Genomic DNA, 19,002 nt, shown 5'->3' on the forward strand with positions numbered 1-19,002 from the left:
ACTATGTTTACAAAAATGCAGCGAAACGCTCATCAAGTGGCGTATCTGCCAAGTGATTCGTGTAGTTGCTCATGATTTTCTGAGCTAAGCCTAAAACAATTTCTAACAACTGCTTCGACGTATAACCAGCGTCGTAGAAGCTCTGTACTTCAGCTTCTGAGATTAGGCCGCGATTACGCACGATCGACAAGGTTGTGTCGTGCAATGCCTGTAGTTTAGGCGTAGGCATAGGACCACGGTTACGTAGCGCAGCGGTAAGCGCATCGTCGACCTTCATCATCTTGGCAATGGCCGCATGTGCTGGTACACAGTAGTGGCAATTGTTTTCAACGTTAATGGTCTGCCATACAACGGTCAGTTCTTCCGCATCGAAAGAGGTCGCCTGGAACAGCTTGTGGAGTAACTGGTAGGCCTCAAGTGCTTCAGGTGATTCGGCCAGTACCCCATGTAAGCTGGGAACAGAGCCAAATGCTTTAATTGAATTGTCTAGCAGGGCTTTGCTTTTCTCAGGAGCTGTTTCACGGGTATGTACGGTTAGGTTATTCATCAATGGTTCCTATTTTGATCGACTGTTCAATAATTCGATGTTAGTTGATCTTGAGCAGTAGTTCAAGTTAAAATTTAACTACTGCTCAAATTGGGAATACTCATGGCAAATGTTGCTAAATATGATCGTGATGATGTAATCAGAAAAGCGATGCTGCTTTTCTGGGAAAAAGGCTTTCATGCCACGTCCACGCGTGACCTTCAACAGGCCGTGGATCTGCGCCCAGGCAGTATTTATAGTGCATTTGGTAGCAAAGAAGGCTTGTTTAAAGAAGCGTTAAAGCATTATGCAGCCAACACGTATGCGCTATTGCAGGAGAAAATTCAGCAGCAAGGCTCTCCTTTAGCCGGGCTGCAGGCATTTATTCACTGCGTAGTGATTACCAATCGTAGTTCTGCGCCCAGTGATATGTGTATGCTGGCTAAAACGGTTGCAGAGTTAACCGACAGCAGCCCGGAGCTATTGCATCAAAGCCAGGCGTTAATGAAGCAAGGGGAGCTAAGTTTTGCCCGCGTGCTACAAGAAGCGCAAGCCTTGGGTGAGCTACCTGCCAGCGCCGATCCAGAGGCGTTAGCAAAATATATTCAGGTACAAGTGATAGGTCTGCGCACTTACTTACGCACCAGCGATGATGTTGTGGCTGTTGAAAAATTGATCGAAGATACTTTCCATATGTTAAAAACCCCTCATTAGCTGTCCCTGCTAATGTTTTGTGTCATTACACCACTCTAAACGAATAGGCGTTTATAAATATCAGAGATGTTACCTGCCGATTACTGACGTTTATTACCGTCATTAATAGGTATGCGTGTGCTTTATCGGTCATTTTTAACCGCATACATCTTCATGTCAGCTGCCTTGAGTAGTGATTTAAGATCACGTCCCTCTTCAGGGTAAATGGCCACGCCAATTGATGCATGCAGGCGTAAAGTGTCATTAGGCAGCAGGCAAGCTAACGGTTGGATGAGCGCATCTTCAAAGCGCTGTTTAATGATCTCCGCCGATAACGGGCGAATGTTATCAGTCAGCACTACGACAAACTCATCTCCGCCTATACGCGCCAGCAAGTCGTGTGGCCTCATCAGTGCTTCAAAACGTTGTGCCACTTCGATTAGAGCATCGTCTCCTTTATGGTGACCGTATTGATCGTTTAACGGTTTAAAGTTGTCCAGATCAATGAACAGCAGTGCGAAGTAGGGTATCGGAGCCTGGTCGTCAACTTTAAGTAATTTAGAGACAAATATCTCAAGTGCTGCCCGGTTCGCTGTGCCAGTGAGTGAGTCGGTGAGAAGATCGCGCCGCATCTCCACTAAAGAGCGCGCCAGTACACCAATTTCGTCGCTTCGTTGCAGGGTCAGGCTGGAAAGCTCGGGGGTGCCATTATCCATTACCGCATGCGCCAGCGATGATATGTCACGTGTGAAACGCATTAAAATTATCAAGCCTAATAAAACAGCAATCACAACGGCAATCAATCCAAGTATCAGTACCATATAGACTTGCTGGGTGACTCCCTTGAGTATGTCGCGGTTGGGTACAGCGGTGACTGCAATCCAGTCCAGACCTGCATTATCGGTGATATGCTTGTAAGCCACGTTAATTTTTTCGCCAGACGGGTCAATAAACGTCACTGTCCCGGTTGCAGTAGTCTGTTGATGTTTGGCGATCTCCGGAAGAATGACTTTGTAGGTCGCTTTGATCAGTTCGTCACCTGCATCATCTACGGTCATCCTTTGCATTTTTCCATCCGCTGTTTTTTGAATATTCGGCACATTGGAGGCAGCCAGTAATTCTCCATTACTTTCTACTAAAAATGCCAAGCCGTTCTCACTGACTTCCAGGTCAGAGATAAAATGATTGAGTTTTAAGAGGGAGACGTCCGTCGCAACGACACCGGTGAAACTACCTGCGTGTGACAACACTTGTCGGGCACGCGTCACGACTAAGTCTTGAGTTGAGAAGTCTACATAAACGGATGTCCACATATGACGATTCGAATTTTGTTCTCTGGAGCTGAACCAGGGGCGGGTGCGTGGATCAAAAATGCTGCTCTCAGTCGACACCTGTGCAGCCGTTCCATTAATACTACTTAAATGGAAATAGCGACGTGGTTCAAGAGCGTCGGTCTTAATGCGGATCTCTGCTGTCTTATCATTCAGCCGTTTTAGCCCATAAGCCTGACCAGCAATATTTCCGTAATAAACATAGTCATTAGGATCTGTGTGTAAGGTAGTGGCTGTCCAGAAGCGGGTACGCATCGCGTTCAAGTCAGAACTGATGTCATCGGACGCGGTTAAGCCTACAGGAAAAGCGGCCTCTAACACCGCGCTGGAACCATACATATGGTGGTCTACCGCTTGGCCAATACGTTCAACCATCTCTAAAGAAAGGCGTTCAGAAAGACGCGACACGGTATTGCTACCCGCCCAATAGGAGAGCAGGCCAATAGTGATGGTAAGCAGGATAATGAGAAAAACATAAGGAAAAATAAGTGTTGCTTTCAGCGACCGGAAACTGGTTTTAGTGGCAGACATCTCATTTTTACCAAATTAGCGAGTTAAAGTGATCGTTACAAATAGATCTAATCTTATTACTTACGTGTATAAAACGAACATTCTGCCATGAAAAGCGTAATCAAGTCATTTGGGTAATAGTTTAACTTAGCTGTTTGTGGTGTTGAGCGCCGAGTGTAGTAATGACAGGCGGCTGAGCAATCCGCTTATTTGGCCACCTTCCTGTTGAATGGAAGATGAACAAGTGTCGCTAACCATTGAGCACTGCAGCCTGTGGCGCTACTGAGCAGTACATCCTGAAAACGTAAAATTATACGACAGCGGTATTTTTTTAGATCATGTCGCGGCTATCAGCTACACGCTGTAGAGCACTATTTAAAAGAAAATAGTGGCTCTTAACAGAAAATCCCGACTGATGCCGGGATTTTTATAACTACCTGAAAAAGCGAAGTGCTGCTTACAATGCTTCGATCTTCCCATACTGCTCGGTCAGCTTTTTCTGTGCTGATTTCGCAGTATCGAGTTTTTCTTTCTCTTTAACAATAACGGCATCAGGTGCGTTGGAGACGAATTTTTCATTTCCTAGTTTGCCTGCTACACGGTCGATCTCTTTCTGTAGTTTATCCATCTCTTTCTTCAGACGGCTCAGCTCGGCGTCTTTGTCGATCAGGCCTGCCATAGGTACGAGTACCTGCATTTCGCCTACCAGCTGTGTAGCAGACATCGGTGCTTCGTCGCCGGGGTTTAGCCAGGTGATGGAGGCGAGAGAGGCGAGTTTCGACAAGAAATTTCTGTTGGCATCCAAGCGCGCTTTATCTGCTGCGCTGCCATTCTGTAGTAACAGATCCAGCCCTTTAGCAGGGGAGATGCCCATTTCACCACGGATGTTACGGACACCGGCGATAACGCCTTTGAGCCATTCAATATCGGCTTCGGCGGCGTGATCAATCTTGGCGGTATCAGCGATAGGGTAGCTCTGCAGCATGATGGTGTCGCCTTTAGCTCCTGCCTCAGCTCCTACCTCAACTCCTACCTCAACTCCTGCCTCACCCTTAATCGACTGCCAGATCTCTTCGGTGATGTACGGCATGATCGGGTGGGTCAGGCGCATCAGTACTTCGAGGGCGCGTACCAGTGTGCGGCGTGTACCACGCTTGGCTGCTGCTGAAGCATTTTCGTCCCACAATACGGGTTTGGATAGTTCCAGATACCAGCCGCAGTATTCGTTCCAGATAAAGTCGTACAGCGTCTGAGAGGCGAGATCGAAACGGTATTCATCAAAGTGTTTGGTGACGTCGGCTTCTAATTTTTGCAGGCGGCTGCTAATCCAGCGATCCGCTAAAGAAAGTTCGACTGCGCCGGCCTTGCCATCAATTAGGATCTGGCCACAATCTTCACCCTCGGTGTTCATCTGTACGTAGCGAGCCGCGTTCCAGATTTTATTGCAGAAGTTACGGTAACCTTCCAGTCGCTTCACATCCCAGTTGATGTCGCGGCCAGTCGATGCCAGTGCTGCCAGTGTAAAACGCAGCGCATCGGTGCCGTGTGCGGCAATACCTTCAGGGAATTGTTTCCCGGTGCGTTTGGCAATTTTTTCAGCCAGTTGCGGCTGCATCATGTTACCGGTACGTTTTTCCAGCAGGGTATTCAGGTCGATACCATCGATCATATCCAGAGGATCAAGGACGTTACCCTTGGACTTCGACATTTTGTCGCCGTTTTCGTCGCGGATCAAACCAGTGACATAAACGGTTTTGAACGGGATCTGTGGTTTACCGTTTTCATCTTTGACCAGGTGCATGGTCATCATCATCATGCGGGCAACCCAGAAGAAGATGATGTCGAAACCGGTCACCAATACGTCAGTCGGGTGGAATGTTTGCAGGCGTTCGGTGTTTTCCGGCCAGCCAAGTGTGCCGAATGTCCACAGGCCTGAGCTGAACCAGGTGTCCAGTACGTCGTCGTCCTGACGCAGTTCTGTTTCCAGGTCTAAACCATATTTTGCACGAGCTGCGTCCGCATCTTTCGCGACGTAGACATTGCCCTGGTTATCGTAGAACGCTGGAATGCGGTGGCCCCACCAGAGTTGACGTGAGATGCACCAATCCTGAATGTCGTTCATCCAGGCGAAGTACATGTTTTCGTATTGTTTAGGGACAAACTTGATGTCGCCATTTTTAACCGCATCAATGGCTGGTTTTGCCAGTGTTTTCGCATCGGCAAACCACTGGTCGGTCAGCATCGGCTCAATGACAACGCCACCACGATCTCCGTAGGGAATCGTCATGCTGTTCTCTTCAATTTTCACCAGCAGTTCAAGTGCTTCAAAGTCGGCGACAATCGCTTTACGTGCAGCGAATCGCTCCATGCCACGGTATTTCTCTGGCAGGGTTTTATCAAGATCGTGATTTTCGCTGCCGTCAGAGTTAAAGGTTTGTGCTTCGTCGCGGATGTCACCATTAAGCGTGAAGATATTGATCATCGGTAGTTTGCAGCGCTTGCCAACTTCATTATCGTTGAAGTCGTGTGCCGGCGTGATTTTTACACAGCCTGTGCCTTTTTCCATATCGGCGTATTCGTCGCTGATAATCGGGATGCGGCGGCCAACCAGTGGCAGTTCGATGAACTGACCCACAAGACTCTGGAAGCGGCTGTCTTCCGGGTTAACCGCAACGGCGGTATCGCCCAGCATGGTTTCCGGTCGTGTGGTTCCGACGACCAGGTAGTCTTTACCATCAGCGGTTTTAGCGCCATCGGCCAGAGGATAGCGCAGATACCACATTTTACCCTGAACTTCGCGGTTCTCTACTTCCAGATCCGAGATAGCGGTGTGTAGTTTAGGATCCCAGTTGACCAGACGTTTGCCGCGATAGATCAGCTTATCATCGTACATGCTGATAAACGCTTCCTGTACGGCGTTGTAAAAACCAGAATCCATGGTGAAGCGCTCGCTCGGCCAATCGACCGAATCGCCTAAGCGACGCATTTGGCGCGTAATCGTATCGCCGGACTCTTCTTTCCATTCCCAGATCTTTTCGATGAAGGCGTCACGGCCTAAATCGTGACGGGTTTTCTGTTCTTCTGCGGCGAGTTTACGCTCAACCACCATTTGCGTGGCAATACCGGCGTGGTCGGTACCCACTTGCCATAGGGTATTTTTGCCTTGCATACGCTTGTAGCGTGTGAGTGCATCCATGATGGTATGCTGGAATGCGTGGCCCATGTGCAGGCTGCCGGTGACGTTCGGCGGTGGAATCATGATGCAATATGATTCGCCTTCGCCGGAAGGTGCGAAGTAACCGTTGTCTTCCCAGGTTTTGTACCAGGACTTTTCAATCTCGTTTGGCTGGTAAGTTTTTTCCATCGTGGTCTGCGTCTCTTGGCACTGTCTGTTACGTGCATCTGTTAAAGTGCGTCTGTTGAGGTGCGGCTGCTACTAAAAAACTGCTGCAAATAGCTACTATTTAGCTACTAGGGCCGCCAGTAAAACCGCCAATTATACCTGTTGAATGTGTTTCTATGAAGGCGTTTAGGCGCTTCGTTTGCGCATATCGTGCATGCGTGGCGGGATTCCTGCCGATTGATATTCTTTGAAGCGCTGACGGGTGAGAGTGAGAACCTCGTCAGATTGAATCACAATCTCGGCAACACGGCTGAATTCTGCTGTGTTAGCAGGATAACCCGCTGACAGATTAACCAGCATATCGGGCGTTTTTGGAAGGTGTTCCGGCTGCCAGCCTATAAGAATGGGGGCATGAATGTTTTCTGCCGGCAGGCTGTTGGCCAGAAAGCTATCGGGTGTCGACTGCCAGAGACGTTCGCTGATGCGTTCGGCGAGCTGCTCAGAATCGGTGTGAATATACAGCCAGTGACCCGCGCTGATGGCGCGGGTCGCCAGTTTACCGAGAAACTGGTAGCGGCTGTCTTCATCTGCTGTGGGCAGAATGTAAAAATCGACCTGAGACATTATTCGTCGTCTGTCATCTCATCGGCGGCCTGGTTCAGCAGGTATTGGCTAAGCAATGGCACACAGCGGCCAGTCGAGCCTTTTTCTTTACCTGCGCTATTCCAGGCAGTTCCGGCAATATCCAGATGCGCCCAGCGATAGGCTTTAGTGAAACGTGACAGGAAGCAGGCGGCGGTAATGGCACCACCGGCCGGGCCGCCAATGTTGGCGATATCGGCAAAGTTGCTGTCAAGCAGTTCCTGGTATTCGTCTAATAGTGGCAAACGCCATGCGCGATCATCGGCGTAGTCGCCTGCACTGGAGAGTTCGCTGCACAGTTCTTCATCATTAGTCAGCAAACCGCAAACACTGTTGCCCAGTGCGCCGATAACGGCTCCGGTTAAAGTGGCAATATCAACAACGGTTTTCGGCTTAAAGCGTTCTACGTAGGTGAGTGCATCACATAATACCAAGCGGCCTTCAGCATCAGTATTAAGCACTTCTACTGTCTGGCCGGACATAGTCGTGACGATATCACCGGGTTTAGTTGCTTTGCTGCCCGGCATGTTTTCAGCCGCAGCGATGACACCAATGATGTTGATCGGCAGATCCATTTCAGCGATAGCATGCATGGTGCCCATGACAGAAGCCGCGCCGCACATATCAAACTTCATTTCGTCCATTTTTGCACCGGGCTTAAGAGAAATGCCACCCGTATCAAAGGTGACACCTTTACCGACAATAACGTGTGGCTGGGCATCTGTTTCGCCACCGTTGTGTTTGATAATGATCAGGCGTGATGGCTCCGCGCTGCCGTGTCCAACTGACAACAGCGAGCCCATGCCGAGGTTTTCCATGGCATCTTCATCTAATATTTCGCAAGTAATCGAGTCATATTCGTTGGCGAGTTCTTTTGCCTGTTCGGCCAGGTAAGTAGGCGTACAGATGTTACCTGGCAGGTTGCCAAGGTCACGCGATACATTCATGCCGTTGGCGATAGCGGTGCCATCGACCAATGCGCTTTCCCCTTCCTCAGTGTCTTTGTCTGAGAGTAAAATTGCGATTTTATTGATCGCGTAAACATCGGCTTTTTTACTTTTGGTTCGATCATATTGGTAAAGCTCAGCGGTGGTCCACTCAACCAGATGACGTACCTGTCGGTAAGTGTCAGGCGTTTTAGAAGCCAACCCATCCAGTGCGATAGTGATCTCTTTCAGGCTTAACGATTTGATAGCACCGCTAATGGTTTTGACCACTTTTTTGTAATTACGGTCATGGCGTTCATCCGCCTTTCCCAGACCGACTAACAAAATACGCTTGGCAGCTACGCCGTTAATCTTTTGTAGTAACAGGGATTCTGCTGATTTACCTTTGATGTCACCGTTATTGATCAGGTTGCTCAGATAACCCTGCGATGCTTGATCCAGCGCTTGCGCAGAAGGGCTTAGTACGGCACCTTCTTCTACGCCAATAACCAAACATTCAGTTTCCAGTGATGCAACCGCACCGTTTACAATTTCAAAATCCATGATGGCTCCAAGCAAGACATTAATGCTGGTTTGATAGATAATGCCGTGTGAAGTTTCCGGCACCTTTAATTGTCTGGCACTATAAACTATTTTCGTTGATTTACATAAACCCTTTAGCTTACAGGCTGGTTTACATTGATTATTTTTCGCTACCTGTCACGCCAGATCATATTGAGTACGCTGGCTGTCAGCACGGTATTAACACTGTTGATAGTCAGTGGTCGCTTTGTCAAATATTTATCCTTTGCTGCTGCCGGAGAGATGTCGCCTGAGTTTGTCTTTCAGTCAGTGGCGTATCGCATTCCCGGTATGTTGGTGCTGATTTTGCCGCTGGGATTGTTCTTGGGTGTGCTGCTTGCCTATGGCCGTATGTACCTGGAAAGCGAAATGGTGGTGTTAAATGCCAGTGGTGTTAGCGGTAAGCGCTTAACGATGTTCGCGTTAGGGCCAGCGGTTGGTGTGGCGTTGGTGGTGACTTTGCTGAGCTTGTATGTTTCGCCAATAGCTTGGCAACAGATAGAAATTGCTTACGCTAAACAGAGTGAAAGAAGCGAGCTGGACAGCCTGACACCAGGGCGCTTTCAACGTTTGGGTAAAGGCAGTAACCGAACTACCTATATCAATGGTGTACAAGAAGATGGCAAAGCACTTGATTTCATTTTTGTAGCGGAACGTGATAGTCAATCCGATGAGTTACGTGTGGTGTTAGCGGAGTCCGGTAGGCAGGTGATTACTGATCCAAAGAGCGGTGATCGCTTTGTCGTGCTGAAAAATGGTTACCGTTATGAAGGGGTGCCAGGGCAGGCTGATTATCAGCAGGTTAAATACGCTGAATACGGTTTTTTGATGCCGCAGCCGAACGCTAATTTACGCCCGCCTGAAATTGAAGCAATGACGCTGAGTGAGTTATTAAATCAGTCTGAACCGCGTTATCAGGCCGAACTACATTGGCGGATATCGATGCCGTTATTAGCCTTGATTGTTACCTTGATAGCAGTACCTATGAGTAAAACCAATCCGCGTCAGGGGCGTTATGCCAAACTGATCCCCTCTATTTTGCTGTATATGTTGTATCTGACTTTGCTAACCAGCGCCAAGGGGACAATAGATGATGGTAAAGCCTCGGTTGCTTTGTTGTGGCTGGTCCATGCCGGTTTTTTCCTGATAGCAATGAGTTTGATGTTTGCTGGCGGCTTTTGGGAGAAACTCCTGAACGCTTTACCTTCTATTCCTAAGCGAGGTGAAGCGTGATGAAACGTCTGGATCGTTATATTGCTGAGCAGGTGCTTAGCGCTGTTTTTGTCATCTTGCTTATTGTGGTTGGCTTGGATCTTATTTTTGAATTTGTCGATGAGGCGGATGATATTAATGAGCGTTATCGCTTTACTGATGTGCTGGCCTATCTGGTGTTGAGGCTGCCAAGCCGGATCTACGAGTTTTTACCATTATCCAGTTTGGTGGGCTGCTTAGTCGGGCTGGGTATGCTTGCCAGTAACAGTGAGCTGACGGTAATGCGCGCTGCAGGTATCTCGATTCAACGTATTGTCATGGCAGTCATGAAACCTGCTATGTTGTTGGCAGTGCTGGCGTTAATTTTAGGTGAATATGTGGTTCCCAAAACTGAGCAGATGGCGCAGAGTTCGCGTGCGCTGGCACAGTCGGCCGGGCAGGCAATGCGTTCGCAATATGGCGTATGGCATCGTGAAGATGATCAGTTTATCCACATTAACGTGGTTGAACCGAATGGGAAAATTCATGGTGTGACCCGTTACCGGTTTAATGATCAGCGCCAGATGGTGGAGTCAAGCTTCGCTAAAAGCGGAGTGTATACGGCAGATGGCTGGGTTTTAGATAGTGTCGCCAGAACAATGTTTCTCGAAGATCATACGAGCATTCAGCAAGTCGAAGAGGAAAATTGGAAATCAGGTTTAACGCCCACCTTGCTCTCGGTTATTGTGGTTGATCCCATGGATCTGTCGATTACCGGTTTGTGGTCTTATTCCAGCTACCTGAGTGAACAGGGACTCGATCCGAATCAATATATGCTGGCTTTCTGGAGTAAGGTGTTACAACCGGCGGGGATCTTTGCGCTGGTGTTGGTAGCGATCTCTTTCATCTTTGGACCCTTGCGAAGTGTAACGGTGGGGCAACGGATTATTGCGGGTGTGATTGTAGGTTTGGTGTTTAAGTTCTCTCAGGATCTGCTGGGGCCTGCCAGTACCGTGATCGGTTTTACGCCCTTGCTGGCAACCGTGATCCCGATCGTTATCTGTCTGTTTTTAGGGTTATTCTTATTACGGAAAGCCGGTTAACCGGCTTTTTTGTTAGCGGGCAGTAGATCCTTCTTTTCAGGTGACCGCCCTATTACTGAGTCCCGGTTAGTTCTTTTTTTTAGGTGCTAATTGCACCACACGCGTGCCTGATACCTGGTCGTGCCAGGTCAGTCCCTGGTTAGAGAATAACATCCAGAGATAACCCAAACCAGCGCATGCTAAAGACACAGCGGCCATAAAAAAGCGAATCAAGGCATGCATCCAGCTGAGGCTGTAGCCTTCCTCTGTCTGCACTCTGATACGCCAGGCCATCATGCCAATGGTCTGGCCGGAACGTGTCCAGAAGTAACCATAAAATAGAAACATAGAGAGAAATAGCAACGATTTATAAAGTGCCCCCGATACAGGTTCACCATCGTTGATGAGTACGCCAATACCGCTGACGATAAACAAAATCGCAATAACGATGAGTACATCGTAAACAAGCGCGGCCAGCCGGCGCATCAGCGACGCTTTCATGACTTGGGTTTGATCATAAAGTTTTATCATGGTGAACCTTATCCAATTAGAGGCTTAGCTTTAGTTGCAGCGCTGAGTTGTCGCTGTATTGCTGAGTTTAAATACGGGCCGAATCCAGGTGCCTATAATGCTGCCGATAAAGGCTGCCACCAGCCATAACCAGCCATGTAAACTGCCAGAAGCAATGCCGCCAAAATAAGCACCGATATTACAGCCAAAAGCGATCGTTGCACCATAACCTAGCATCAATCCGCCAATAATAGCGGCAATCCAGTGTTGCCATGGCATCCGCCATTGAATCGTTAGCTTGCCTGCGAGCGCTGCGGCCATTAAGGCGCCTATGATGATTCCGACATTCATCAGCGTACCCGCATCTGTTGTGAGTGGCTCGATTAAGGCAGACTCCCGGCCGGGTTGCATCCAGTATGTCCAGAAATCCAACTCCAGATCGACTTCCAGCCATGCCGCTACTTTTGCGCCCCATAAAGGGTAGGCAACCGCGACCGCCCAGGGTCTGCCGATCATTGCTAAAGTAATAAAATTCAAAATGGCTAGCGCAATGGCGCCCCAGATAAATGGCCAGGGGCCGGATATAAGTTGACGATAAAGGGGTAAGGAAGAGTGCAGGGCATCTTTTTCAAGTGAGCCGTGGCGACGTTTTTCTATCACCACGGTGAACCAGGCAATAACGGCGAATACGGCGAGATTAATGACTATTGCCTGAATAACGCCAAATTGCTCGATAAAGGAGTAGGGTGCGAACTGTGGAAGCGTTGTCCACCATTCATAATCTTTACTTGCCCAGAGAGCACCTAGGGTAAAACCGATGATGCAAGGAAGGGCGCGTAGTTGGCCTCCGCCGGCATGGTAAAGGTTGCCGGATGCGCAGCCGTTTCCGAGCTGCATACCAATGCCAAAGACAAAGGCGCCGATAATAATAGACCAGCCCAGCGGTCTGACAAATCCGTTCACATCATTGCCAAACAGATCCCCGGCCGCTAAGGCGGGAAAAAACAGGCACACGGCAACAGCCAGCATTAGCATTTGTGCGCGCAAGCCTTTACCACGACCGTCAATAATGAGTGCCCGCCATGCGGTCGTGAAACCAAAAGCCGCATGGTAAAGTACCAACCCAAGTGCCGCACCTAACGCTAGTAAACTGGCCTCAAACCAGGATTCGGTATTGGCAAGCCAGACAACAGCGCCTATTGATAAAGCGGCGGCGCATAACAGTGGCGCCAGATACGCTATCGATATGGAAGTGGATCTGTCTGTTACTGTGTTGCTAGACATATCTGAGGACATAGACGGAAAACCAAATGAATACGGGTGCTAAAAAGGTTGGCTAATATATCACCAGTAGAGAATTTCGTTAAGTACTAACTGTGATGCGGGGAAACGGTGTCGGTTCTGAATGGGACTGGTGATATATCCAGTGACATATTTGATGAAATAGTCACTGGATAGGTCACCAGACCTGCATTAATCAATTAAACATTAATTTTTGGGCATTAATTTTTGAAAGGTTCAACGTAATCGTGAGCATATTCAGCGGCGAGCGCTTGAGCTTCTTTCATCTGGCCTTCCTGCAGTTTCATTAGCAGACGGCTTTCGATTGAAGCAGCGGTACCGTTACCTAAAGCCGCCGCGTTATGCATCCAGGCGTAAGCAATTATATCCTGAGCATGGCTGCTGTCCTTGCCATAGCCGTTTGAATACAGAGTGCCGAGAAAAAACATCGAGTTTGTGTAGCCTTGTTTGGCTGCCTTGCGGTACCAGCGTTCTGCTTCTTCGAAGTTTTGTTCAGTACCTGTAGCGAAATTATAGCTGCGGCCAAGGTTGTGTTGGGCAGCTACTAAGCCTTGTTCAGCCGCTAGTTGATAAAGCTTGAAGGCCATTGCGCCATCACGCTCAGTGCCGTAGCCAAATTCATACATTTCGCCGGCACGGTTTTGCGCTGAAGCATCCCCTGCTTTCACTTTAGGCATTAAGGCATCCAGCTCTACCTTGTATTCTATATTTTTAAGTTTGCGCAGGCTGTTAACACTATTGATATTGCCTTGGCGCGCTCCCCGCTCATAAAGAGATTTTGCTTTGGCTGTGTCCTGTGTTACTCCCCAGCCGTTTTCATAAAGCTGACCCATTAGGTTGGTTGCGTCAGCGTTTCCTTCATCGATCAGCTCCTTTAGCTCTTCTATAGCGGTCGGATAATCTTGCTTTTGAATGGCTTCTGTAGCAGCAGAAATACTGGCTGCCATAACATTCATAGATTGCAGCCCAAAGATAAGGCCTGCCGCGGCCAATAACATTTTCTTGCTCATATCTGTTCATGCCCCAACGGTATTATGGGATTAATAAGTGACATCATTATACAGATGCACTGCCGGTATATGGAATTACAAACCCGTTAGCTCTTAGGATAAGGCTTAAATTGGATTAGAACTTCCTAATGTTCGCTATTTTAACGGATGTAATGCTGTGCTGCAGCAATAAACCGACTTCTTCTTGATATCGATTAACTTTTAGCGCGTGGATCTTACTTTTAGTCTGATCGTTTTGCGCTGAGAAGTTCAATCATGTAGCCGTCGGGATCTTTTGCGAAGGCAAGGATAGTGCCTGATGAGCTATTTTTCATCGGCCCGGCTTCACGCACAATATCACCGCCTTTTGCTTTAATAGCTTCGCAGGCTTTGTAAACATCCTCAACCTCAATGGCAATATGCCCATAGGCATTGCCAAGTTGGTATTCTGAAGTATCCCAGTTATGTGTTAGTTCAAGCGCGGTGTGTAATGATTCATCACCATAGCCAAGAAATGCAAGGGTAAACCGGCCTTCGGGATAATCGCGCTTTCTGAGTAATTCCATACCCAGAATTTCTGTATAGAAGTTGATTGATTTAGTTAAGTCAGTCACGCGTAACATGGTGTGTAACAGACGCATGTTTTACTCCTTTGGGTTGTTAGTTCAATTAATCTTGATCTAACAACGTTGCTGAAAATATTCTAGAATGTCAGTATATCTTATGCACTGTTATTATTATCGTGCGGATTATGTAAGGACATGCCCATGTTTCAAGATATGACGAAAATAATGAGTGAATCAATCGAACCCTTTAAAGAGTTGGTCAACATTCAGACACGCATGCTTGAGGAACTGACTCGTCAGCAGATGGAGTGTACCAAATCATGCATCAATGCGACCATCCAGCAAACAAAGCAGCTACAGCAGTGTAAGACGGCTAATGATTTGCTGCTGTTGCAACAATCTTATGCGCAAGAGTTAGAAGAAACCTTAAAAGATGCCAGTGAGGAAAACTTAAAATCACTGCATGAAGCGCGTGATGAGATCGAAAAAATCACCAAAAATGCATTTAATGCTTTCGCTTCTGAATAGATGTTTTCATTCAAATAGCTCCCTTGTCTTATAAAGCAGCTTTGCGCTGCTTTTTTTGTGTCTGACTATAACCGCAGCCCTTTGTATAATAATCACATCTGTTGAATGTGGAGTAGATATGGATACGCAGATTGGCATCATTTATGGGTCAACAACGGGTAATACCGAACGGGCCGCTGAGTTGATAGCTAAGCAGTTAGGGCCGCAGGCGGTGTTGCATAATATTGCTGAACAGGGCCTGGAAGGCGTTTCATCTTATAGTGCGTGTATTTTTGGTGTGCCTACCTGGGATTTTGGTGAGCTGCAGGAAGATTGGGAAGATCTATGGGAAGAATTTGTAAAACTGAATCTTCAAGGTAAACCCTGTGCGCTGTTCGGCTTAGGTGACCAGATTGGATATGCTGAATGGTTTCTTGATGCGATGGGCTTATTACATGAGGTTTTACAAGCCTCAGGAGCTAAAATCTATGGCCGTTGGCCGGTTCAAGGGTACAAGTTTGAAGCGTCTAAAGCATTAAGTCCTGATGGCCGGTTTTTTGTAGGTTTAGCTCTGGATGATGATTGCCAGTTTGCTGAAACTGAAGAGCGGATCAAGATATGGGTAGAGGAATTAAAACCACTGTTTGAGTTGTGAAACTCTGATGATATGATAAATCTGATATGTCTAATGTTTTGTCAATCAAAGGAAGGTCATGATGAAGAAAGTTTTTGTAATAGGTATGACAGCCGCTGTATTAATGGCGAGTACCCTGGCAGCAGCAACCGATGTTGAAGATGCGATTGAGTACCGTCAGGGTGTTTTTAATACAATAAAATGGAACTTTGGCCCGATGGCCGCCATGGTTAAAGGAAAAATTGACTTTGATGCGGCTGAGTTTTCCCGCCGTGCAGACGTGGTTGCTGTATTGGCAAAACTGCCGCGTGAAGGTTTTATCGAAGGTTCTGATGTAGGCGAGACTGACGCTAGGCCAGAGATCTGGGAAAACAAGGATGATTTTGATGCCGGTATGGATGCATTAGCTAAAAATGCGGCAGCGTTAGCGGATGCCGCTAAATCTGGTGATATGGATGTTATCAAGCCTGTATTTGGTGAGCTGGGAAAAACCTGCAAAGGCTGCCACGATGACTTCCGTGTAGAGGACTAAGTTGAATTTGCGGAACCTTCCGCAGTAATTCTGAAACGGAGCTAAAGGCTCCGTTTTTTTATGGGCGATGCTTTTTCTGATTTATATTTTTATGGATGAGTCGTTTTGGTTGGGAACTGAAATGGATTATTGCTTTCTAACTAGGAGCATGCTAACGGGATTGGTGTTTCCGCATAGGCGATGGAATAGATGATTTATCTTGATCCGATAGGCCTTTCGGGGGATTCTGTTCTGAAGGCTTGCTTAAATGTGCGTCGGTTTTGTCGTAACGCTGCCGCCAAAGTAGTCCACAAAGAAAAGCAATAACAAGCAATCGGATTACTATTGAACGGTGCTTTTTCATGGAGGAATATCTTATTAATATAGGTGCCGATATGAAAAATAAAGCGCGTGATTTTGCTATCAGGGCTCATGGTGACCAGATGTACGGATCACTTCCGTATACCGCCCACCTTGATGCTGTTGCCATGATAGTTAAAGAGTATGGCGAAGCCGCTGAGGTGATCGCTTATCTGCATGATGTGGTTGAAGATACCGATGTAGGGATTGACGAAATCGCCAGTGAGTTTGGAGCCTTCGTATCTGATTGTGTCGCAATAGTGACAGATGAACCGGGTAAATCCAGGAAAGAAAGAAAAATCAAAACATACCGGAAAATGGCAAGTGTCAGTGGTGAAGAGGAGCTTGCTTTGTTAGTAAAAGCGGCCGATCGTTTAGCCAATATGAGATCTTGTATGGCTGGCGGCAACGCCCGTCTTATGGCTACTTATCGGTCAGAATTCCCGGTTTTTAAGAAGTCGGCTTACCGTGAGCAGCTGTGTGAGGAGATTTGGTCAGAGTTACAAAAAATCCATAACAGTTGACCATGATGGCTGCTGGCTCGCGTCATCGTTGTGATGTAAGGGCTATGTCAAAGCTAGGTTAGTTCTATCGCCAGATAAACCCCCGCCGCAACAGTGCTGGCAGAAATAAACATGGCTAAATAGTTGGGGCGCATGTTGACGTTGCTCGGTTGGTGCATGAGTTTTTTTCCTGTCAGCATGCTTTTTACCAAAGGCTCTTTCTTGATGATTTGGTGGTAAGCCACTGCAATGATATGTAGTGCGATAGCGGCTAACAGTACATTGAAATTAAGATGATGAATTGACGTAAAAAAGTCACTGGTTTTGCTGCTGACGAATGAATAGAGTGGTCCTTCTGTAAAAATATCGTCACTGCTGAACAGTCCACTGAACCCCTGAACAAATACTGATAGCATTAACAGTATGACCATCCAACCACCCAGCGGGTTGTGTCCCGGATAGTCGTGCTTCTTGCCTTTTAGAAAGCCTTTTACATAGATCAGCGTGCTTGAAGGCCCTTTTATAAATGAGGAAAAACGCGCATAAGGGCTACCTATAACCCCCCAAATGATGCGGTATAGGATCAATCCTAGCATGCAATAGCCGATATATATGTGCCAAGTCATAATGTTGCCGCCTTCTTCGCCCGAAAACCACATAAAGCCGATTCCGGCGACCAGTGACCAGTGGAATAAGCGAATGGATATATCCCAGACGCTGATAGCGTAACGTTTTGATGTGGTTATATGTGCACGCAGAAGGTTGAGCATGATTAAATTCCGTTTATCCATAAATGTGTCAAAATGCTTAGCACATAGCCAAGAGCAATGGCCCAGCTCCATTTAAGATGGCTCATAAATGTATAAGTTCCCTGAGCCTGTCCCATTAGCGCAATCCCCGCCGCCGATCCGATAGACAGTAATGAGCCACCTACGCCCGCGGTGAGTGTCACCAGCAACCATTCGTTAGTGTTCATAACAGGGTTCATCGTCAGTACTGCAAACATAACGGGAATGTTGTCAATAACGGCCGATATTACGCCGATGAGTGAGTTGGTCCACGTGGTGCCGAGGGAGCCATAAAGTGTGTCAGATAGGAGTGCAAGATATCCTAGCGTTGATAACCCGCCGACACAGAGCACAACGCCGTAGAAAAACATCAGAGTATCCCAGGAGGCACGCTCTACGACCTTGAAGATATCAAAGCGTCGTACGACATCGGTATGATCACCGCGTATATCCCGCATATCCTGGATATTGTCTTTATGGTGATGATGAATGTGGCCGTGGTCGGTTATCACCGCTTCATGTTGAGACAGATAATACCCATAGAGCTTTAAGACGCCGAGTCCTGTCATCATGCCCAGTACCGGTGGCATATTTAATATGCTGTGAGCCATGACTGAGGTAGCAATAGTCACCAGAAATAAAAGAATAATGGTTATACCACCGCGTTTCATCTGCTTCTGATGCTCTTTGTGTTGTGCAGGGGGCGCTTTTTCCACGACGCAGGACATAATCAGGGCTGGAACCAGCCAGTTGACCAATGCCGGTAGAAATAAGCGGAAAAATTCCTCAAACTGCACCATCCCTTTTTGCCAGACCATCAGTGTCGTTATGTCTCCGAAGGGGCTGAAGGCCCCACCGGCATTGGCGGCAACAACGATGTTAATACAGCCTACAGTGACAAATTTCAGGTAGTTATTACCTACGGCTAATACCACAGCACCCATTAACAGGGCAGTGGATAAATTATCGGCCAGTGGTGAGATGAAAAACGCGAGCGTTCCTGTAATCCAGTAAATTTGCAGGATTGAGAAATCTTTAAGTACTAACCAACTTCGTAATGCGGCAAATACATTGCGTTCCTCCATCATGTTGATGAAAGTCATTGCGGCGAGTAAAAATAGAAATAACTCAGCATACTCTAAGATGTTATGTCGCACTGCAATGCCGGCTGTTTCTGTATCACCATGAACCGCATAACCGATCCCCACAACTAGCCAGATTAACCCCGCCGCAACGATAATAGGTTTAGATTTGCGTAACCGGGTAAACTCTTCTGTTAATACAAACAGGTAGCCAATAACAAAGATTAGTAAGGATAGATAGCCAAAAACAGTGTTGGTGAGGTCGATATCCTGTGGTGCTTTATCAATAGTAAAAGCCCACGCCGGTGTGCTAACAACCAATACAAATAAGGTCAGCATTAAGAGCAGAACCAGGATGGAAATAGTGGTGTGTTGACTCAGGATTCTTTTCATTAGACAAGTTTGATGTATCTGGTTGATAAAG

18 protein-coding genes are annotated in these 19,002 nt (G+C 47.4%); 7 read left to right on the forward strand and 11 right to left on the reverse strand.

What is annotated here, in order from left to right; all coding sequences use genetic code 11:
• Window positions 1-7 precede the first annotated feature (7 nt).
• Window positions 8-547, reverse strand: coding sequence for a carboxymuconolactone decarboxylase family protein (locus BM099_RS15525; RefSeq protein WP_090729166.1), 540 nt, complete (start codon window positions 545-547; stop codon window positions 8-10).
• 102 nt (window positions 548-649) lie between these two features.
• Between BM099_RS15525 and BM099_RS15530 the strand changes: the two genes are divergently transcribed.
• The gene (locus BM099_RS15530; RefSeq protein WP_090729168.1) at window positions 650-1,240 is read left to right on the forward strand and encodes a TetR/AcrR family transcriptional regulator; all 591 of its coding nucleotides are present in this window, start codon (window positions 650-652) and stop codon (window positions 1,238-1,240) included.
• A 122-nt stretch (window positions 1,241-1,362) separates the two neighbouring features.
• Here the strand turns inward: BM099_RS15530 and BM099_RS15535 are convergent, their stop codons facing one another.
• The 4 genes from BM099_RS15535 to BM099_RS15550 all read right to left on the reverse strand — a co-directional run bounded on the left by BM099_RS15535 (window position 1,363) and on the right by BM099_RS15550 (window position 8,535).
• The gene (locus tag BM099_RS15535) at window positions 1,363-3,081 is read right to left on the reverse strand and encodes a sensor domain-containing diguanylate cyclase (RefSeq protein WP_090729171.1); all 1,719 of its coding nucleotides are present in this window, start codon (window positions 3,079-3,081) and stop codon (window positions 1,363-1,365) included.
• Between the two features lie 436 nt (window positions 3,082-3,517).
• Complete coding sequence (locus tag BM099_RS15540) at window positions 3,518-6,424, reverse strand: valine--tRNA ligase (protein ID WP_090729172.1); 2,907 nt, start codon at window positions 6,422-6,424, stop codon at window positions 3,518-3,520.
• 165 nt (window positions 6,425-6,589) lie between these two features.
• Complete coding sequence (locus tag BM099_RS15545; RefSeq protein WP_090729174.1) at window positions 6,590-7,027, reverse strand: DNA polymerase III subunit chi; 438 nt, start codon at window positions 7,025-7,027, stop codon at window positions 6,590-6,592.
• Window positions 7,027-8,535, reverse strand: coding sequence for a leucyl aminopeptidase (locus tag BM099_RS15550; protein ID WP_090729177.1), 1,509 nt, complete (start codon window positions 8,533-8,535; stop codon window positions 7,027-7,029). Before BM099_RS15550 ends, BM099_RS15545 begins: the two co-directional genes overlap by 1 nt.
• Before the next feature lie 135 nt (window positions 8,536-8,670).
• On the opposite strand from BM099_RS15550, the gene lptF reads away from it, so the two are divergent.
• Entirely contained in the window at window positions 8,671-9,786 is a 1,116-nt protein-coding gene (lptF, locus tag BM099_RS15555) for an LPS export ABC transporter permease LptF (protein WP_090729180.1), read from the forward strand.
• Window positions 9,786-10,847 carry an LPS export ABC transporter permease LptG gene (lptG, locus tag BM099_RS15560; protein WP_090729182.1) on the forward strand — a complete coding sequence of 354 codons (1,062 nt, stop codon included), beginning with the start codon at window positions 9,786-9,788 and terminating at the stop codon, window positions 10,845-10,847. The genes lptF and lptG overlap by 1 nt, the downstream gene beginning before the upstream one ends.
• A 66-nt stretch (window positions 10,848-10,913) precedes the next feature.
• Here lptG and BM099_RS15565 read toward each other — a convergent pair whose 3' ends face one another.
• From BM099_RS15565 to gloA, 4 genes are all read right to left on the reverse strand, one after another.
• A complete protein-coding gene (locus BM099_RS15565) occupies window positions 10,914-11,357 on the reverse strand; it encodes an RDD family protein (RefSeq protein ID WP_090729184.1) in 444 nt (147 codons plus the stop codon).
• 30 nt (window positions 11,358-11,387) lie between these two features.
• Window positions 11,388-12,620: a YeeE/YedE family protein gene (locus BM099_RS15570; protein ID WP_090729298.1), complete on the reverse strand. Its 1,233-nt coding sequence runs from the start codon at window positions 12,618-12,620 to the stop codon at window positions 11,388-11,390.
• Window positions 12,621-12,838: 218 nt separating this feature from the next.
• Complete coding sequence (locus BM099_RS15575; protein ID WP_090729185.1) at window positions 12,839-13,648, reverse strand: tetratricopeptide repeat protein; 810 nt, start codon at window positions 13,646-13,648, stop codon at window positions 12,839-12,841.
• A 221-nt stretch (window positions 13,649-13,869) separates the two neighbouring features.
• Window positions 13,870-14,268, reverse strand: coding sequence for a lactoylglutathione lyase (gloA, locus tag BM099_RS15580; protein WP_090729187.1), 399 nt, complete (start codon window positions 14,266-14,268; stop codon window positions 13,870-13,872).
• A 126-nt stretch (window positions 14,269-14,394) separates the two neighbouring features.
• On the opposite strand from gloA, the gene BM099_RS15585 reads away from it, so the two are divergent.
• The 4 genes from BM099_RS15585 (at window position 14,395) to BM099_RS15600 (ending at window position 16,729) form a co-directional block, all read left to right on the forward strand.
• Window positions 14,395-14,721, forward strand: a complete 327-nt coding sequence (locus BM099_RS15585) for a phasin family protein (protein ID WP_090729189.1) — start codon at window positions 14,395-14,397, stop codon at window positions 14,719-14,721.
• Between the two features lie 118 nt (window positions 14,722-14,839).
• The gene (locus BM099_RS15590; protein ID WP_090729191.1) at window positions 14,840-15,355 is read left to right on the forward strand and encodes a flavodoxin; all 516 of its coding nucleotides are present in this window, start codon (window positions 14,840-14,842) and stop codon (window positions 15,353-15,355) included.
• 61 nt (window positions 15,356-15,416) lie between these two features.
• Window positions 15,417-15,866 (forward strand): c-type cytochrome, encoded by a 450-nt coding sequence (locus BM099_RS15595; protein WP_090729194.1) that lies wholly within the window; start codon window positions 15,417-15,419, stop codon window positions 15,864-15,866.
• Between the two features lie 374 nt (window positions 15,867-16,240).
• Window positions 16,241-16,729 (forward strand): HD domain-containing protein, encoded by a 489-nt coding sequence (locus BM099_RS15600; protein WP_090729299.1) that lies wholly within the window; start codon window positions 16,241-16,243, stop codon window positions 16,727-16,729.
• A gap of 53 nt (window positions 16,730-16,782) precedes the next feature.
• Here the strand turns inward: BM099_RS15600 and BM099_RS15605 are convergent, their stop codons facing one another.
• Window positions 16,783-17,478: a cytochrome b/b6 domain-containing protein gene (locus BM099_RS15605; RefSeq protein WP_177201207.1), complete on the reverse strand. Its 696-nt coding sequence runs from the start codon at window positions 17,476-17,478 to the stop codon at window positions 16,783-16,785.
• Window positions 17,479-17,480: 2 nt separating this feature from the next.
• On the reverse strand, window positions 17,481-18,917 hold the full coding sequence (gene nhaD / locus BM099_RS15610) for a sodium:proton antiporter NhaD (protein ID WP_232349140.1): 1,437 nt from the start codon (window positions 18,915-18,917) through the stop codon (window positions 17,481-17,483).
• Between the last annotated feature and the right edge of the window lie 85 nt (window positions 18,918-19,002).

This window comes from Neptunomonas qingdaonensis (assembly GCF_900113275.1).
In the GTDB taxonomy this organism is placed as follows: domain Bacteria; phylum Pseudomonadota; class Gammaproteobacteria; order Pseudomonadales; family Balneatricaceae; genus Neptunomonas; species Neptunomonas qingdaonensis.

Excerpts from the sequence above, each read along its gene's own strand:
- BM099_RS15525 (WP_090729166.1), bottom strand. The coding sequence starts at position 547 with ATGAATAACCTAACCGTACATACCCGTGAAACAGCTCCTGAGAAAAGC.
- BM099_RS15530 (WP_090729168.1), top strand. The coding sequence starts at position 650 with ATGGCAAATGTTGCTAAATATGATCGTGATGATGTAATCAGAAAAGCG.
- BM099_RS15535 (WP_090729171.1), bottom strand. The coding sequence starts at position 3,081 with ATGTCTGCCACTAAAACCAGTTTCCGGTCGCTGAAAGCAACACTTATT.
- BM099_RS15540 (WP_090729172.1), bottom strand. The coding sequence starts at position 6,424 with ATGGAAAAAACTTACCAGCCAAACGAGATTGAAAAGTCCTGGTACAAA.
- BM099_RS15545 (WP_090729174.1), bottom strand. The coding sequence starts at position 7,027 with ATGTCTCAGGTCGATTTTTACATTCTGCCCACAGCAGATGAAGACAGC.
- BM099_RS15550 (WP_090729177.1), bottom strand. The coding sequence starts at position 8,535 with ATGGATTTTGAAATTGTAAACGGTGCGGTTGCATCACTGGAAACTGAA.
- lptG (WP_090729182.1), top strand. The coding sequence starts at position 9,786 with ATGAAACGTCTGGATCGTTATATTGCTGAGCAGGTGCTTAGCGCTGTT.
- BM099_RS15565 (WP_090729184.1), bottom strand. The coding sequence starts at position 11,357 with ATGATAAAACTTTATGATCAAACCCAAGTCATGAAAGCGTCGCTGATG.
- BM099_RS15570 (WP_090729298.1), bottom strand. The coding sequence starts at position 12,620 with ATGTCTAGCAACACAGTAACAGACAGATCCACTTCCATATCGATAGCG.
- BM099_RS15575 (WP_090729185.1), bottom strand. The coding sequence starts at position 13,648 with ATGAGCAAGAAAATGTTATTGGCCGCGGCAGGCCTTATCTTTGGGCTG.
- gloA (WP_090729187.1), bottom strand. The coding sequence starts at position 14,268 with ATGCGTCTGTTACACACCATGTTACGCGTGACTGACTTAACTAAATCA.
- BM099_RS15585 (WP_090729189.1), top strand. The coding sequence starts at position 14,395 with ATGTTTCAAGATATGACGAAAATAATGAGTGAATCAATCGAACCCTTT.
- BM099_RS15590 (WP_090729191.1), top strand. The coding sequence starts at position 14,840 with ATGGATACGCAGATTGGCATCATTTATGGGTCAACAACGGGTAATACC.
- BM099_RS15595 (WP_090729194.1), top strand. The coding sequence starts at position 15,417 with ATGAAGAAAGTTTTTGTAATAGGTATGACAGCCGCTGTATTAATGGCG.
- BM099_RS15600 (WP_090729299.1), top strand. The coding sequence starts at position 16,241 with ATGAAAAATAAAGCGCGTGATTTTGCTATCAGGGCTCATGGTGACCAG.
- BM099_RS15605 (WP_177201207.1), bottom strand. The coding sequence starts at position 17,478 with ATGCTCAACCTTCTGCGTGCACATATAACCACATCAAAACGTTACGCT.
- nhaD (WP_232349140.1), bottom strand. The coding sequence starts at position 18,917 with ATGCTGACCTTATTTGTATTGGTTGTTAGCACACCGGCGTGGGCTTTT.